This window comes from Paenibacillus sp. Negev47 (assembly GCF_058313655.1).
This window is the reverse complement of record NZ_CM177754.1, coordinates 1973122-1989017: the sequence shown is the minus strand read 5'-3', so window position 1 is coordinate 1989017 and position 15896 is coordinate 1973122. Positions and strand designations below refer to the sequence as shown.

Genomic DNA, 15896 nt, shown 5'->3' with positions numbered 1-15896 from the left:
CGTTTTTGTCACAACAGATTCATAGATAAATCTATAGTCAGTAATCCGTTTGAATGATAAAAAAACCTTGAACGGCTAGGCACTCAAGGTCGTTAGAATACTATTATTGAGTAACAATTTAAAATTCAGGAGATACGCAAACAAGTAGGAAAAAGAATTTGGTGTTTTAGCATTTTTATCACTACATATTCAATAAAATGTTTTCACTCTTCCATTGGCTTTCCATATCTCACTAAGACATGCCAGAGTAATTTTAACTCTTGTAGAACTTCTTTGTAGGTTCCTCTATCGCTCCAATGGCTTGGGTTTCGTTTCAAGTCCATAGCTGCAGAACCAATGATATTTGCATCAATCAAATCACTTTTTGCAATTCTCTTGGCTAGTGAAGGCATCGAAGGACCTCGAAAATCCATAGGAACGTCATTAACTAATAGTGTAAAGCCCATGTGCCAGTGGAGATCAATTGAATACTTTAAACATATCTGCTCTAAGATTCTTCCTGTATGGGTGCCTTTAAATGATGGGTCGGCAACAAGCATCTTTACATCTTTTTCAAGGGAAATGTCACCATGAACCTGCGCTTCGATTTGTTTGATGGATTTTGGAATGGTTTCTCAAGATTGACGTGCATATGGTCAATTAACTTTTGAACCGTTAGATTTCTTTCACCAATGGCAAAATTACTATAGAATACATCCCTCATGAGAGCAGCCAAAATGAGGTCAAATTCCTCATACGTTCCCTTTTCCTCAGGTTCTTGATGAGAATCCAAATATGTATACGTGCAACGTTGAGAGACCTCAGTGGATAAAAGGAAATAACATGATCCAAAACGCGGAGCAGGTCCATCGGGATGTAACATGACATTGAGTGCCCCATACTTGGGACGTTCGCTATTGGTTGAGCCATTTATTTGGTACGCTCCGCCAAACATTTTATTCTCCCAAACGTCACGTTCACCGCCTGAAAATGCGGATACACTTCCATTCGATAAAAAAGTTTCAAATTGACTTTTATAAACTCCCTGCTCAAGTAGTGCTTCAGCCACGCTTTTCATATTCGGATCTAATCGATCTGGGTGAAAGTGTAACGCGATACTTGCATGAGATTTTAGTTTAGTGATAGCATCTTCAAATGTATTAAGCTCGATGTTGGACATACGAAGAATTTCCCTAATGGTTTGCTCCGTCTCATTTTTTCGGCTTCTTGCATAATTGGTTACATGCTCTTGAGCTAATTGCTGAGACCTTGATAATTCCATAAGCAGAAGATTCCTTTCCATTTTTATAAAATCATAATACATGATGGACAGTAAGGGAACTTACAGGCGGTTCAAAATTCATGATAGCTTGCAATGAATCTAATCCACATCATTTCTTTCAATTTGAATCATATTCATGTGCAACACGCATTCCCCCACCATCATAAAGCTATGAACCCCTTATTCTCCGCCTTGTGTCTTAACCTTCTCCTCATCCTTCACGGTCACATGAACTACTTGCCCTTCATTCACTGTATTCGCATCTCGCATCTGAATGGTCCATGTCCCTGTATCTGCATCAAACCGTGTGTCCTCTATGACGGGAATATGCATGTTCTCTGTATCAAGTGAATGCAGTCCGCTACGAATCGCATCCGCATCCGTCATGTGCGCACCATCCGGTGCCACTGGACAAGATACCGCTATCTTTTCTGCTCTGGCCTGCCCAGGATAGGGTTGATTTTCCGGGCCTCCATCCGTCCAGACTTCAACATAGGAGCCGATCTGCGGATCAGGCGCATTGGAGAACCATTTTGCCGGATAATACCGACTCTTTCCTCCATTGGAACTAAAATCCTCATATGCAGGATCAACAACAAGAATGGAATTGTCTTTGCGTTCAATCACATAACCAGTGAATCCATCTTCACTTGGTGCATTGGCTTGAGCCTGCACAGAGTTGCACTCGATATGTCCTGAACATCCAGTAAGGCATACGATTAGGATTGAGAGCAATATGAGGACTCGACGAAGATTGGACATATGTAAATCCCCCTTTAATAACACCTCTTTCTAAATTTAACGTTCCATGTCATGTTATTGTTGCGAATATAGCCTTTAGTTCACCCTTAACTTCCTGACGGGCTCAGCACGATCAAACCAAATATTCATTTCTTTATATCCCTTTTGTACACATACCTTCCCCATACCACCAACGCCGCACACAACAAGATCACACAATAAGCCCATACAAAAAACATGGCAAGCCCCAACCCGATGTTAGCATCCAGACGCTTATCAAAGATCTCTGTGTATAGCGAAAAACCGAGTGGCACGGCGCCAACAATGAAAAGTCCAATGGACCATCCACCCCAGCGTCGGAAACCGGACCCCGCACGAGTACTAGAAAGTTTGCGAATCCCTTGAGTCAGAAGCCACCAAATCAGAATAAATAATAGACAGGTTATAAGAATCTTCAGCATATCGTTCAACTGCATATCGTGTACCTCCTACATCTTGCAAGATGATGAACATATCTTACACGTTAAGCGTTCTCTTTACTATATTACCCGTTTCCATATCCATGATCACAGGCAGATAAGAGCACAGTACCCCTGACCCACACTTGATCATGAAAAAAGAAAAAAACGCCACCGTCCTGACTCCTTCCAAGTCATGAACGATGGCGTTACTTCTCGTATTTACATTGTTATATCCACGTCGGATACGTTACGCGCCAAACTGTGCATAGTGAAGGCGGCTGTACACCCCACCTGCTGCGAGTAATTCTTCATGGCGCCCCTGCTCGGTAATACCTTGTTCAGCAACGACAATAATGCGGTCTGCATTTTTGATCGTAGCCAGCCTGTGGGCGATGACTAACGTCGTCCGGCCCTCGGACAGCTCAGCAAGGGATTGCTGAATCGCTGCTTCCGTTTCTGTATCCAGCGCGGAAGTTGCTTCGTCCAGGATCAGAATTGGTGGGTTTTTCAGGAACATACGGGCAATGGACAAGCGTTGTTTCTGTCCACCGGATAGCTTCACGCCTCGTTCACCAATTAACGTATCCAATCCTTCCGGCATCGATTGAATCAAAGGTTCCATCTGTGCACGTCTGGCGGCCATCCAGATTTCTTCTTCGGATGCATCCAGCTTGCCGTAGGCAATATTCTCCCGAATGGTTCCATCGAAGAGGAATACATCCTGTTGTACAATACCGATATGACTGCGTAAGGAGTCCAGCGTCATGTTCTGTATCTCCTGGCCATCGATCGTGATGCGACCTTCCAGCACATCATAGAACCTTGGCAGCAGACTGCACAACGTTGTTTTCCCTGCACCCGATGGACCGACAAGAGCCACCGTTTCACCTGCATGCACGTTTAGATCGATACCCTTGAGAACAGGTTCCTGATCCGAATAACCGAAGGTCACTTGTTCATAACGAATATCCCCACGCAAGTGTGATACCTTAACAGCTCCTGGACGATCCTCCACATCCGGTTCCATATCAAGAAGCTCCGTATACCGTTTGAAGCCTGCAATCCCTTTGGGATACGTCTCGATAACCGAGTTAATCTTCTGGATCGGTGTCAGGAACACATTGGACAACATAATAAATGCAATGAACTGACCGTAGGTCATACTGCCATTAATGACAAACCACGTTCCGCATACCAGGACAAAGAGGGATACCAGCTTCATCAGCATATAACTGACAGAGGAGTTCCAGGCCATAATTTTGTATGCGATTAGTTTGGTCTGACGGAAACGACCGTTGTTTACAGCGAATTGTGCTTTTTCATGCTCTTCATTAGCAAAAGCCTGAACAACACGAATACCTGTAATATTGTTCTCAACGCGAGCGTTGAAGTCCGCTATATCCCCGAACATTCGACTGAATGCCTTGGACATTTTACTGCCAAAGTAGAGCGACAGATAAATAATCAGCGGTACGATGATAAAAGTTAACACGGCCAGATTGCCGTTAATGCTCATCATGATGCTGAATGCACCAATCAGTGTCATCACCGCGATAAATACATCCTCTGGACCATGATGGGCAATCTCACCGATATCCATCAGATCGTTAGTCATACGGGACACGAGGTGTCCTGTTTTCGTATTATCGAAGAAACGGAACGATAACTTCTGCACATGATTAAACAGACTTTTACGCATATCCGTCTCAATGTTAATGCCCAGCTTGTGTCCCCAATAGGTAACCACGAAGTTCAGAAATGAATTCAATAAGTAGATGCCCAGCAATGCCAGACACGCCCATAGAATCCAATCCCAGCGGCCGCCTGGCAGCAGATCATCGACTACCCGGTTGACTGCCAGTGGAAAAGCCAGCTCCAGCAGCGCGACCAGAATCGCACAGCTAAAGTCAAGAATAAAGAGCTTTTTGTAAGGCTTGTAATAGGCAAAGAAACGACGAAGCATGGACTAATGTCCTCCTTATGCAACCACACCATGATGATTACGTTCTATTTCGTCTTGCTTAAGAGGTACAGGAAGTATGGCGCTCCAATAATGGCAACCAGGATACCCGCAGGTATCTCCGAAGGCTGTAGTATGACACGGCCCAGCGTATCTGCAACCAGCACGAGCAATGAACCGATCAGCGCAGATGCGGGTAACAGGAACTGATGTTTTGGACCCACCAGACGACGCGCCAAATGCGGTCCGATCAGACCGACAAAACCAATCCCCCCACTCACAGATACACATGAGCCCGCAAGCCCTACAGCAGCCGCAAGCAGAATCAACCGCTCACGCTCAACCGGAGTCCCGAGTCCACTTGCAGTCTGGTCGCCCAGATTCAGTACGTTCAGTACACGTGCCTTATACAGGACAAGCGGTACAAGAATGATCAGAAACGGCAGTAATGCCGTTACAAATTTCCAGTTCGAACCCCAGATGCTGCCAGCCATCCAGGTAGCTACGAATTGATACTTTTCCGGACTAAGCCGCAATGTAAGCACGATCATGGCAGAGCTAATTCCCGCCGCTACCCCGATCCCCGTAAGCAACATACGAGTAGGCAGAATGCCCTCTCCTTTTTTGTAAGAGAGTACGTAGATCAGAAATGCAGCAAAACCCGAACCGATCAGTGCCAGAATTGGCAACAGAAATACCGGCGCTGCTGTCGTTGTCGGGAAGAAGGAAACGAAAAGCATGACAACCAGTCCAGCACCTGCATTAATCCCGAGGATACCCGGATCTGCCAGCGCATTACGAGATACCCCCTGCAAAATACAACCAGATAATGCGAGTCCGGCACCGACCATTACCGAAATCACAATACGCGGCAGACGGAATTCAAACAGGATTAACTCCTGTTTCGCCGTGCCTCCGCCAAACAGGGTACGCATCACCTCAAGCGGCGAAAGCTTGGTAAAACCTGTGTTCATACTCACCACAAAAGCCGTAATAATTAATATGGCAAGCACAATGAGGACTATCGTACTCTTGGCTCTCTTTTTGCGCTCTGCTCCAACTATTGTTGAGGATTCCATCGTTACAGAGTCCTCCTTTCTTTCCGCGCCAGATAGAGGAAGAATGGTACCCCAATAAGGGCAACCAATGCGCCAATTGGCGTCTCGTACGGCGGGTTAATCATACGTGCAGCCAGATCCGCAAATACAAGCAACAGACTGCCCATTACTGCGGAACATGGAATAATCCAACGATAATCTACCCCAACCAACTTTCGCGTAAGGTGGGGGATAATGAGTCCAACAAAACCAACCGCACCCACGACGGACACGGCCGTACCTGCAAGTATTAGTACAACAATCAGACCCACGAGCTTAATCAGACCCGTACGTTGGCCTAAGCCAACAGCAATATCTTCTCCGAGGCTAAGTAAAGTAATGGAACGGGAGATGAGAAGACCTGCGATCAGTGCCGCGAGTACCCATGGGAACATAACCTCCAATTGAGACCACTTCGTTCCGGCTACACCGCCAGCTGTCCAGAAAGCCAGATCTTGTCCAATTCTGAAATACAATGCAATCCCTTCACTGAGTGCAGACAACATGGCTGATACAGCAGCACCTGCAAGGACAAGGCGTAGAGGAGTTAGACCCGATTTGGAAGCTGCACCAAAACCATACACCAACAGGACCCCAAGCCCAGCCCCAATGAAGGAATACATAATGATGTACATAAATGGCAAGCCCGGGAAAAAGGCAAAACAGATCGCAAGTGCAAATCCAGCACCCGCATTCAGCCCAAGCAGACCGGAATCGGCCAGCGGGTTACGGGTCATGCCTTGCATGATCGCACCAGCTACAGCGAAGCAGGCACCTACCATTGCTCCGCCAAGAATACGCGGTAACCGAATCTCCCATATGATCTGATGCGGAGTCAGTTCAGGATTAAAGTCGAAAATAGCCTTCCAGACTACACCGAGTTTAATATCAGCAGCACCAAAAGAAATGGATAAAGCCATACCCAGAGCGAGTAATAAAATTCCCCCTGTAAGAATAAGTGTGGCTGCCCACGGACGAGTATGTATCTTCGCTGTGGGGGATTCCGGATTATGATTTGCTGGTGAAGCTTTTGAACTCATACGCGTCCACCCTCGTTATGAGTAGAGCTGCTCAAACCTATGTACATAACAATCACCTCTCTATAAATACCGAACTTTAATGATATTGATTCTCATTCCCATAGATCATTGTAAGTGAATCCACGGTCTCTGGCAATGGACAAATGGGACATGTTTATTGCATATATGAAGATTTGCACACAAATTTGCACGCAAAAAGGCTACGCGGAGCCAAAAAGCTCGAACGTAGCCTAGTCATTGCTTATGTAGACACATGTAAAACACAAACTTGATTATCGGGCATGTACCGAAATTAAGGATGCCAGAACATCCGGAACATCGGTAATGATTCCTTGTACACCCATGTCAATCATGGCCTGCATCTCCGCGGGATCATTCACCGTGAATGGGTAGGTTACAACACCATGTGCCAGTGCTGCAGCAATATCTTCGTGTGTAACTGCCAGCTTGTAGGGATGAAGACCAGAAGCTTCAAGTTTGGCGGCATAGTCATAGGGACGATACAACTTTTCCATATATAGAAGCGCTGTACGAATCTCCGGGGCAAGACGCTTACATCTCACCAGTGAAGCATGGTTGAAACTGGACAGGACGACCTGTTGCTCCAGCTTCCAATCCCGGATTGCCTGTATAATCTTCTCTTCCATTCCCTTGTAACTCACAATACCATTTTTTAATTCCAGATTAAGCAGGGTGCCTTTCCCCTGTACCAGCTTGAATAGCTCCTCCAGAGAAGGAATACGTTCCCCGGCAAAATCGGCATGAAACCAGGACCCGGCATCCTGTGTGCGCAATTCATCATAAGTTGTATCCTTAACCCAACCTTCCACACCCGCAGTTCGGCTTAACGTCTCATCATGAATTAGCACCAATCTGCCATCACTCGTTACCTGCACATCGGTTTCAATACCTGTCGCTCCAAGTTCCAGACTTCGTTCAAAAGCACTCATCGTATTCTCAGGGCATACGGCAGATGCGCCGCGATGGGCAATAATCTCCATGTTCCTCATTCCAGCGCCTCCTGCGTTCAACATTAACTCTATGATCCTCACTATAAACACTGTTTGTTAGACCTGTATTAACAGAGCGTTTAATTACATGACTACTCCGCCAATGGAAGCTATATAGTTGAACATCCAACGGGCTGGGGATTCACTCATTTTTGCGAACTCAATCTGGAAATCGACATAACATAGTATGAACGATGGAAGCACTGCACTCCGTTATAAGGAGGTTGACTATTGAACTCCTCAAAGAAAAAATCGACACCTACACGCCCTCGCACATCCCAATTACAGTCGGCTTCCAGGCATTCCAGAGCATCTGTCCATATCAAAAACAAATCCGGCAAGACGGCTAATCAGCGTTCGTTTAACTCCAGTTCACCCAACACACTGGATCAGCTGGCTATTGTTGCAGCTATACTTTCCTTAATTGCGGCCGCCATCGGGCTATATATCGCCTGGAAATCGTTAAGTAATCCGGATCAAACTGCTGTTGTGGTGTAAGCTGCTTGATAAGCAGCGATTAACTAAGGAGGCTCTCTCCTGCTTCTGACGATATTATTATTCAGGGGCAGGTTTTTGCTTTTTCATTCGCGTATACAGAAAACGTCAAAAAACCGTTCCCCTGAAACGCCAGCATATACCGGCGTCTCTTTGGAAAGGTCATTTTTTATTCGGACGCTGCCCCTGCAACGCTATTCCCGTCTCGGAATATTGGCCGAATTAGAGAACGAATGTGCGAGAGATGATAACCAACAGAATGAACAACACCAGAATTGCGCCTGTCGATGTCCATGCTCCACCACTCAAGCCTCCGCCGTATCCGTAACCTGTGCCTTTGAATTCGCTCATGAGTGACACTCCCCTCTTCACTAAAGTACACTATAGACTATGTCCGATAGCGCGACTTGCTTGGGCAGATCGAAAATTCTCCTCAGAAGCGATTGGCTACAGCTCCCTATTTTTGTACACTCACTGTCCGTTCAGCTGTGACCACTTCTGGGTCAACTCTGCCGGAATATAGGACGACATCTGGTTGAGCAGTTCAGCTGGATCGGATTCCAGGCTCCACAGACTAAGATGTGACGTGTTGGAGAACCCTTCCTGTACGCTATGTTCTACCATCTTCATCAGCGGGCCATAATATCCGTTGACATTCAATAAGCCCACAGGCTTGCGATGAATGCCAATCTGTGCCCAACACAGTACCTCAAATAGTTCTTCAAATGTACCCATGCCTCCGGGAAGTGCAATGAATCCATCGGATAATTCCGCCATTGTAGCCTTCCGTTCATGCATGGTTCCCACTTCAATCAGCTGTGTAAGCCCTCCATGAACAACCTCACCCCGGAACAATCCGGTAGGCATGACACCGATCACTTCTCCACCTTGCTTAAGAGCTGCATCGGCAACTGCACCCATCAAGCCCATGCAAGAACCACCATAGACTAGTGCATATCCGCGATCGGCAATGTGTTTGCCCAGTTGAACAGCCTTTTCTGTATAATCGGGATGATTTCCCGGGTTAGAGCCTGCAAAAACACATATACGTTTCAATGAGTTTCACTCCTTCTCATGATCTATTTTAATAATATATAACATGAATGTTATGGGTATGTACAACAGGTTAACAGAACCAATGGACAAAAAAATACCCGGCCGTTTGCAGCCGGCCGGGCTCCCATTTCAATACATATCAATTTAGAAGGGGTTGTTACTACCTAATATACAGACCGAACATTAAATCCGTATGATCTTTGCATGAAATGAATATTAAATCTTCTTGGTACTAACGTATCCCACGGCGTGAACGAACGACAAACATATGCTTGTCTTTACGAAGAACCCGGCCATCTGCAAGTTCAACCTGATCCTCGTCATGACGCAGAATCGTCGTGGATAATGCTACAATTTTGGCCCGGCGCCAGATCATAACCTGTGATTTGAAATAGATGGCATTTTCGAACTGAATCGCCTTTTTCATCACATATCCAACCTTGTGCACTTCAGAACGTGCTTTCTTTAACGGGAGACTCTCTTCAGGAAGAGGTCTGATCATTGCGATATTGTCAAACGATACCTTGATCCGTTTCGGTCCGATCCGTACACATTCCGCTTCTTCATCCCACTCGACAAGCGTTCCTTTCAATGGCTCCCGTATGCCTGTCGCACGATATACCGCTACTTTTCGTCCTATCCAATGTCGCAATGTTCTCACCTCCATCTGTCTAGTTTTCAGGTATCTTCCAATCGATCGGTTCAATACCTTTGGAGGTCAAGAAATCATTGGCTTTGGAAAAGGGACGACTGCCGAGGAATCCACGATGCGCAGCCAGCGGACTGGGATGTGTAGATTCCAGTACCAGGTGCTTGTCCCTGTTAATAAAAGCACCTTTCTTCTGGGCATGACTGCCCCATAGCATAAATACCATTGGCTCTGAACGTTCATTCAGCGCACGAATTACAGCATCCGTAAATGTCTGCCACCCCAGTGCTTGATGCGAGTTAGGCTGACCTTCACGGACCGTCAGAACGGCATTTAATAGCAGGACTCCCTGCTGCGCCCAATGGACCAAAGATCCATGATTCGGAATCGGCAGGTCCAGATCGGCCTGAAGTTCCTTATATATATTTTTCAGAGAAGGCGGTACGCGAACTCCCGGTCTAACCGAAAAGCTTAATCCGTGGGCTTGACCCGCTCCGTGATAAGGGTCCTGACCAATAATTACAGCCTTAACCTGATGATACGGAGTCAGCTTCAATGCGGAGAACAGGTCTTCTTTGGGCGGAAAGACCGTCTGCGTTTTATACTCGGCAGCGAGTGTGTAACGAATCTTGTTGAAATATTCGGCTTCCGTTTCTTCTTGAAGCACCTTGTCCCAGTCGTTTCCAAACATATGTATAGACTCCTTTCCCCTGATGAATGCAGATTCGTGCAGCCTAACTACGAGACTCTTCATTCTGAGAGCCGCATGTCATGCGACTCATAGACTATCCACCATTTTAACATAACCGGGGACAGCAGGCCAGAATCGCGCATCAGGGGATGGGTGACTTTACACTTGAACGGGTACCTCTTCGACTTCTTTCACAAGCACACTGCTAATTCTCCGTAACCCTTCCTGAAGGACAGAAAGGGGACAAGCCAGATTCAACCGAATACAACCCTCTCCATTCGCTACAAACATATGACCATCTTCGAGCAACACACCCGCTTGCTCAGCGAAGAATAAAGGTAGACTTACATGCTTGGGAGCATATGCCGAGATATCAATCCAGGCCAGATATGTGGCTTCTGGGATGTGAAAGACCGCCAGTGGCAGATGTCGCTTCACATACTGTTCTACGTAGGCAAAATTGGCATCCAGGTAACATTTTAATTCTGTCAGCCATTCATCACCCGTTTCGTAAGCTGCCTGAGTGGCAGCGATGCTCAGCGGGTTTTTGAAACCATAATGGCGCGCCTGCCAGGTATCTCGAAGTGCCTTATTCGGAATAATGACATTAGAGAACATCAGACCAGCCATGTTGAATGTTTTGCTCGGGGACATACATGTAATGATTCGATCCGTATCCGGGAACAGCTTAGCGAGTGGTGTATGTTTCTTGCCAGTCCGAAGCAGATCACAGTGGATTTCATCCGAGATGACCCATACGTTGTTACTCAGGCAGATTTCACCCACACGTTGCAGCTCTTCCGTTGTCCAGACACGTCCAGACGGATTATGCGGGTTACAGAAAATACATACCCTTACCTTCTCATCCTTCGCCTTGGCTTCAAAATCCTCGAAATCAATCGAGTAACGCCCCTGCTCGTTGATCATATCCGAACACACCAGTTCAAGATCATTATGCTCTGCAGCTGACTTGAAAAATCCATAAGAAGGTGTCACGATCAGTACTTTCTCATCCGATTGACAGATATATTCCACCAGTTCATATAAAGCCGGAATGATTCCATTTGAGGTCTCCAAGTGCTCCTTGGGGAAAGACCAATCATAGTACCTTCTCATCCAATTCGAAACAGCTTCATAGTATGCCGGATCGAACAATTGGGAGTAACCCATGATTCTACGATCCAGTCGCTGTTTGACTGCATCCAGAATCTCGGGAGGTGTGGCAAACTCCATATCCGCAATCCACATGCGAATGAATTCTTCGTCCTTGAATGGAAATGTCATATCTTCTGTCGCTTTAAAAATATATTGACGGAAACCATCCGTATTCATGGCATTCGTACCTGTACGATCTATAATCTCATCAAAGTTATATTTCATAGCTTCTGCTCCTCTGTCTGCTCTACTTTTCCATTGTCGGTTCATGTCGTTTGCCTCTATTATTCCATGACGCAGTAATTGCATCAAATGCAACAGAATCTATTCAGACGAAACAAATCAAGGTTATTGTTTCTCCAAAATAGGTATTTCCGTGAAAAAGTGATATATTTCTCATATAGCATCATTTTTCTGAATGACTTTCATCTTTTTCACGTACTCTCAAGAAACATGGCATAAGGAGAACCGGTTATGAACAATATCAACCAGGAAGTCGGCAAGAAAATACGAAACTTTCGGAAGTGGCGAGGACTGACCATTCAACAGCTTGCGGATCAGATCTTCAAGAGCAAGGGCACACTATCCAAATATGAGAGCGGAGATATTTCACTCGATCTGGTCACGTTACATCATATTGCAGATGCGCTCAACATTCAGGTGGAGCAACTCTTGTACCAAGAGCCAAGGCATGCTTCTCCCCTGATGAATGCGGTCCCATCCAGCTTTTTCAAAAACTCCACCCGTTTCTATTCTTATTTCTATGATGGGCGTAACAACAGTCTCATTCGTTGTGTCATTGACATGATGGCACAGTCGGATGCCAACCGTTATCGCACCGTGATGTATATGAATGTGAAGGACTTCGAGAACTACCAGGAGTGCGAGAATATGTATTGGGGTCACACCGAGCATTACGATACACTGACCACGCTGATTTTGAAAAATCAGGCCACGCCGCTGGAGAATCTATATATTAATATTTTGGCGTCTTTTCAAGAGTCGGAGAAAAAGTGGGGACTGATGGCAGGTGTCTCCTTCCGACCTTTCATGCCTATTGCGCTCAAAATGCTATTCTCCAGAACTCCGCTGCCTGAGAATCAGGAGTTATATCATGAATTGAAAATCTCAAAGGAAGATCTGCGAACGTTGAAAATATACAATATGCTCGCCGTCACCTGAACAACGAGGCGGATCATTCATTTCATATGGGATGGGGATAGGCCCTTTTTATAGAAAAAAGGCACTTGATAAGCTGTTCATACCAGCTCATACAAGTGCCTTTCGCATTTGACGCCTATTGGATCGGGGATCTGTGGATCGGCGAGACTAAACGTTTAATTTTTAATTAAATCAAGCGTCTCGTCAAACATTTGCTTCTGTTCCTCAATCTTGTTCTCATTCCCAATCACGCAGCGCTGTTGCTGTTCAAGTATAGCGGATACGAGTCCGGCAAAACCGATAATGTCGCTTTCCTTGGTGCTTAATACTTCGTCACGTTCCTTCTGCAGGTCTGCTTCAGTCACATTGGACAGATAACACTCCAGAGAGAATGCTCCTTCGCCATAAGGCGTTCTCGGCGTATCGAGATCCTGAATTGCACCAATGATATAACGCGTCATCTCCCGCTCGTCTGCCCGGAAATCGTTCAGATATTGCGGCATTTCTTCATATACTTTGTACGTTTTATCCAGGTTCGGATCTCGGTACGATGCAACGTAACTGTCTCCATTGCGTCTAAAGCCTGACATGCAACCATAGGCTCCGCCTTTGGCACGGATATTGGTCCACAAGTAATCCAGAGACAGAATCCCCTGCAAAACTCGGAGTGAACCCGTGTATTGATATCCTTTGTCAATATAATTACCCGTTTGCACGACATACTGTACCTCAGATGGGGATCGGAATCCTTCCTTATGAGTAGCAGGTGTGAACGTAAACTCTTCCTTGGCAATCTCATGTGTGAACAGCTTCGCTTTCAGATCGGAAACCTGTTGCTCCAGTCCCTCATATCCCTGCTCATCGGCAGTATAACTAACAAGCAAGTTTTCCGGTCTGAAAATATACCCTGTCAACTCATGCAGGCTGGAAGATAACTCTTCTTTTCTGGCCTCAAAGTTCGCTTGAAGATCTTCAAGCCACTGGTAAAAGGCAATGCCACTCACAGCTTCTCTGAAATCCGCAACCGCTGAATGTTTGGACGAAGACCGGCCAATTCCCGCAGAGTGTCCGCTATTGATCAGATTACGTTGCAGATTGCCTTTCATCTGGGAGATAATCTCGTACAATCGCTTCGAATTATCAAATCGGGATGTGAACACAATTTCTTTGATCATGTCAAAGGCAAATCCAAGCTTGTCATACAACACTTTCGCGTTGAACTCATAGGTCGCCTTGAATTCATTGTGCTTATGCGAGTTGGCATAAGATCCAACCCCGCTATGAATACCGCCTGAATGGATATGGATTTCATTGGACAATTCATTAAACGAGTAGTTTTGAGTGTCCACGTAACCCAGTACATTTTTCAGCAATCCTGCATACGGCAACAGATGACGTGGTACTTCTTTGATATCAAACAACAGTCTCAGATAACCAATTCCGTTCGTGTAGAGGTTATGATGCAGAATGGTTGTGCCATCGACCTCGTTCACCGTTTGATGCAACGTAGAGGCTTTTGGTTCGATATCTTCGATCGATAACGTCGGAATGACCTGCTGCTGCTCTTTGGTTGAAGGTGTATTCTGATATTCGGCGAGTGCTTCCGTTTTCTGAATCAACGTCTGAACTTCTTCCTTACTAAGACCGGCCTGAATAGTTTTCAGACGTTCTTTCAACGCTTCCTCCTTGCGTGAGTTCAGCCCCTTATCCGGGGTAAGCGCCACAAAGGAAGTATGCGTGTTTTGCAGTATATATTTCTCAATCAATTGCTCGAAGTAACCTTCGTTCATTTTCGTCCGCAGCTCAGCAAATACGTCATTGGCCTCCAAATGGGTGAAAGGCGCATCTTCATCGTACAACCAGCTTTGCAGGGAGGAGAATCCGTAGATCAGTCCCTTCGGCATTCTGCCATAGTCTGCTTCTCTATGATTGAACTCATATGAGTTAATTCCTGCAAGCAGCGCTTTAGGATCGAAGCCTTCTTTCACCACACGTTCAAGCACTTCTTTTACCGTTCCCAGGAAATCCTCTTTGCTCGCCAGGTTGCTCTTCTTCAGTCCAACCGTGAATACAGGCTGATACAGGCTATCATCATACGAACCGTAGACATCCTTCGCAATGCCCTTATCCAGCAACGCCTGCTTCAGTACCGCTCCCGGGGCGTTCAGCAGTGCGTATAGCAGAATTTGAAACGAAATGTTCAGTTCCTTATCCAGACTTGTGCCGATCACCGCATTGTAGGTCAAGAAGCTGTTATCCACTTCCGATTCCGTACTTCCCGCAGAGTAGGTCTTGACCGTATCCACCCGCTCTGCAAAGGCAGGCTGGAGTTGAATAGCAGAATCAATCTCGATTCGATCATATGCACTCAGATAGTTCTCATCCAGCCATTGCAGCTTCTCTTCCATATCCATATCGCCGTACAGATAGATGTAACTGTTGGACGGATGATAGTATCTCGTGTGGAAATCCAGTAGCCCCTGATAGGTGAGATCCAGAATAGCTTCCGGGAATCCGCCAGACTCGGAGCAGTATGTTGTATCCGGGAAAAGGGAGTTTAACACTTCTCTGCGCACCATTCGTTCCGGTGAAGAAAAGGCACCCTTCATCTCGTTATATACAACTCCGTTATAGGTTAACTCATCGTCGGCAGAGGTCAGATTGTAGTTCCAACCCTCTTGCAGAAATATCTTTTCATTCTCATAAATATTCGTATTCAATACCGCATCCAGGTAAATATCCATCAGATTATGGAAGTCGTGATCATTACGACTCGCGATCGGATAGATCGTCTTATCGGGATACGTCATGGCGTTAAGGAATGTATTCAATGAACCTTTCAACAACTCAACAAAAGAATCCTTGGCCGGAAATTTCTTGGACCCGCAGAGCACGGAGTGTTCAAGAATATGGGCTACCCCTGTATTGTCTTCCGGAGGTGTGCGGAAACCGATACTGAATACTTTGTTGTCGTCCTGATTGGACAAAAGTACAATTTTGGCTCCGGATTTCTGGTGTTCCAACAGATACGCATCCGATTTCAGTTCTTCGATTCTGCGCTCCTGTAACACCTTGTATGGCTTAAGCTGTTTCAACATAAACTTGAGTCCTCCGTCCAT

At 45.9% G+C, this 15896-nt stretch carries 14 protein-coding genes and 1 pseudogene; 2 read left to right on the top strand and 13 right to left on the bottom strand.

What is annotated here, in order from left to right; translation table 11 throughout:
- Positions 1-203 precede the first annotated feature (203 nt).
- From AC4G47_RS09220 to AC4G47_RS09190, 7 genes and pseudogenes are all read right to left on the bottom strand, one after another.
- Positions 204-1261 (bottom strand): annotated as a pseudogene (locus AC4G47_RS09220) (DUF3626 domain-containing protein).
- 180 nt (positions 1262-1441) lie between these two features.
- On the bottom strand, positions 1442-2023 hold the full coding sequence (locus AC4G47_RS09215) for a DUF3221 domain-containing protein (protein WP_491105802.1): 582 nt from the start codon (positions 2021-2023) through the stop codon (positions 1442-1444).
- Between the two features lie 125 nt (positions 2024-2148).
- On the bottom strand, positions 2149-2478 hold the full coding sequence (locus tag AC4G47_RS09210; protein WP_458123311.1) for a hypothetical protein: 330 nt from the start codon (positions 2476-2478) through the stop codon (positions 2149-2151).
- 232 nt (positions 2479-2710) lie between these two features.
- Positions 2711-4426, bottom strand: a complete 1716-nt coding sequence (locus AC4G47_RS09205) for an ABC transporter ATP-binding protein (RefSeq protein ID WP_491105801.1) — start codon at positions 4424-4426, stop codon at positions 2711-2713.
- Positions 4427-4470: 44 nt separating this feature from the next.
- Entirely contained in the window at positions 4471-5502 is a 1032-nt protein-coding gene (locus AC4G47_RS09200) for a FecCD family ABC transporter permease (protein WP_491105800.1), read from the bottom strand.
- A 2-nt stretch (positions 5503-5504) separates the two neighbouring features.
- Positions 5505-6560 (bottom strand): FecCD family ABC transporter permease, encoded by a 1056-nt coding sequence (locus AC4G47_RS09195; protein ID WP_458123314.1) that lies wholly within the window; start codon positions 6558-6560, stop codon positions 5505-5507.
- Between the two features lie 272 nt (positions 6561-6832).
- Positions 6833-7570: a glycerophosphodiester phosphodiesterase gene (locus tag AC4G47_RS09190; protein ID WP_491105799.1), complete on the bottom strand. Its 738-nt coding sequence runs from the start codon at positions 7568-7570 to the stop codon at positions 6833-6835.
- 231 nt (positions 7571-7801) lie between these two features.
- Between AC4G47_RS09190 and AC4G47_RS09185 the strand changes: the two genes are divergently transcribed.
- A complete protein-coding gene (locus AC4G47_RS09185; RefSeq protein WP_336761686.1) occupies positions 7802-8068 on the top strand; it encodes a hypothetical protein in 267 nt (88 codons plus the stop codon).
- Between the two features lie 219 nt (positions 8069-8287).
- Here AC4G47_RS09185 and AC4G47_RS09180 read toward each other — a convergent pair whose 3' ends face one another.
- The 5 genes from AC4G47_RS09180 to AC4G47_RS09160 form a co-directional block, all read right to left on the bottom strand.
- Positions 8288-8416: a YjcZ family sporulation protein gene (locus AC4G47_RS09180; RefSeq protein ID WP_458123317.1), complete on the bottom strand. Its 129-nt coding sequence runs from the start codon at positions 8414-8416 to the stop codon at positions 8288-8290.
- A gap of 120 nt (positions 8417-8536) precedes the next feature.
- Complete coding sequence (locus tag AC4G47_RS09175; protein WP_491105798.1) at positions 8537-9121, bottom strand: LOG family protein; 585 nt, start codon at positions 9119-9121, stop codon at positions 8537-8539.
- A gap of 232 nt (positions 9122-9353) precedes the next feature.
- Positions 9354-9773, bottom strand: a complete 420-nt coding sequence (locus AC4G47_RS09170) for a hypothetical protein (protein WP_017687369.1) — start codon at positions 9771-9773, stop codon at positions 9354-9356.
- 19 nt (positions 9774-9792) lie between these two features.
- Complete coding sequence (gene ung, locus AC4G47_RS09165) at positions 9793-10461, bottom strand: uracil-DNA glycosylase (RefSeq protein WP_145322965.1); 669 nt, start codon at positions 10459-10461, stop codon at positions 9793-9795.
- Positions 10462-10620: 159 nt separating this feature from the next.
- A complete protein-coding gene (locus AC4G47_RS09160) occupies positions 10621-11841 on the bottom strand; it encodes a MalY/PatB family protein (RefSeq protein ID WP_491105797.1) in 1221 nt (406 codons plus the stop codon).
- Between the two features lie 249 nt (positions 11842-12090).
- On the opposite strand from AC4G47_RS09160, the gene AC4G47_RS09155 reads away from it, so the two are divergent.
- Positions 12091-12798, top strand: coding sequence for a helix-turn-helix domain-containing protein (locus tag AC4G47_RS09155; RefSeq protein WP_458123320.1), 708 nt, complete (start codon positions 12091-12093; stop codon positions 12796-12798).
- Between the two features lie 155 nt (positions 12799-12953).
- Here AC4G47_RS09155 and AC4G47_RS09150 read toward each other — a convergent pair whose 3' ends face one another.
- On the bottom strand, positions 12954-15875 hold the full coding sequence (locus AC4G47_RS09150; protein ID WP_491105796.1) for an insulinase family protein: 2922 nt from the start codon (positions 15873-15875) through the stop codon (positions 12954-12956).
- Between the last annotated feature and the right edge of the window lie 21 nt (positions 15876-15896).

Excerpts from the sequence above, each read along its gene's own strand:
- AC4G47_RS09160 (WP_491105797.1), bottom strand. The coding sequence starts at position 11,841 with ATGAAATATAACTTTGATGAGATTATAGATCGTACAGGTACGAATGCC.
- AC4G47_RS09215 (WP_491105802.1), bottom strand. The coding sequence starts at position 2,023 with ATGTCCAATCTTCGTCGAGTCCTCATATTGCTCTCAATCCTAATCGTA.
- AC4G47_RS09150 (WP_491105796.1), bottom strand. The coding sequence starts at position 15,875 with ATGTTGAAACAGCTTAAGCCATACAAGGTGTTACAGGAGCGCAGAATC.
- AC4G47_RS09180 (WP_458123317.1), bottom strand. The coding sequence starts at position 8,416 with ATGAGCGAATTCAAAGGCACAGGTTACGGATACGGCGGAGGCTTGAGT.
- AC4G47_RS09210 (WP_458123311.1), bottom strand. The coding sequence starts at position 2,478 with ATGCAGTTGAACGATATGCTGAAGATTCTTATAACCTGTCTATTATTT.
- AC4G47_RS09155 (WP_458123320.1), top strand. The coding sequence starts at position 12,091 with ATGAACAATATCAACCAGGAAGTCGGCAAGAAAATACGAAACTTTCGG.
- AC4G47_RS09195 (WP_458123314.1), bottom strand. The coding sequence starts at position 6,560 with ATGAGTTCAAAAGCTTCACCAGCAAATCATAATCCGGAATCCCCCACA.
- AC4G47_RS09190 (WP_491105799.1), bottom strand. The coding sequence starts at position 7,570 with ATGAGGAACATGGAGATTATTGCCCATCGCGGCGCATCTGCCGTATGC.
- AC4G47_RS09205 (WP_491105801.1), bottom strand. The coding sequence starts at position 4,426 with ATGCTTCGTCGTTTCTTTGCCTATTACAAGCCTTACAAAAAGCTCTTT.
- AC4G47_RS09200 (WP_491105800.1), bottom strand. The coding sequence starts at position 5,502 with ATGGAATCCTCAACAATAGTTGGAGCAGAGCGCAAAAAGAGAGCCAAG.
- ung (WP_145322965.1), bottom strand. The coding sequence starts at position 10,461 with ATGTTTGGAAACGACTGGGACAAGGTGCTTCAAGAAGAAACGGAAGCC.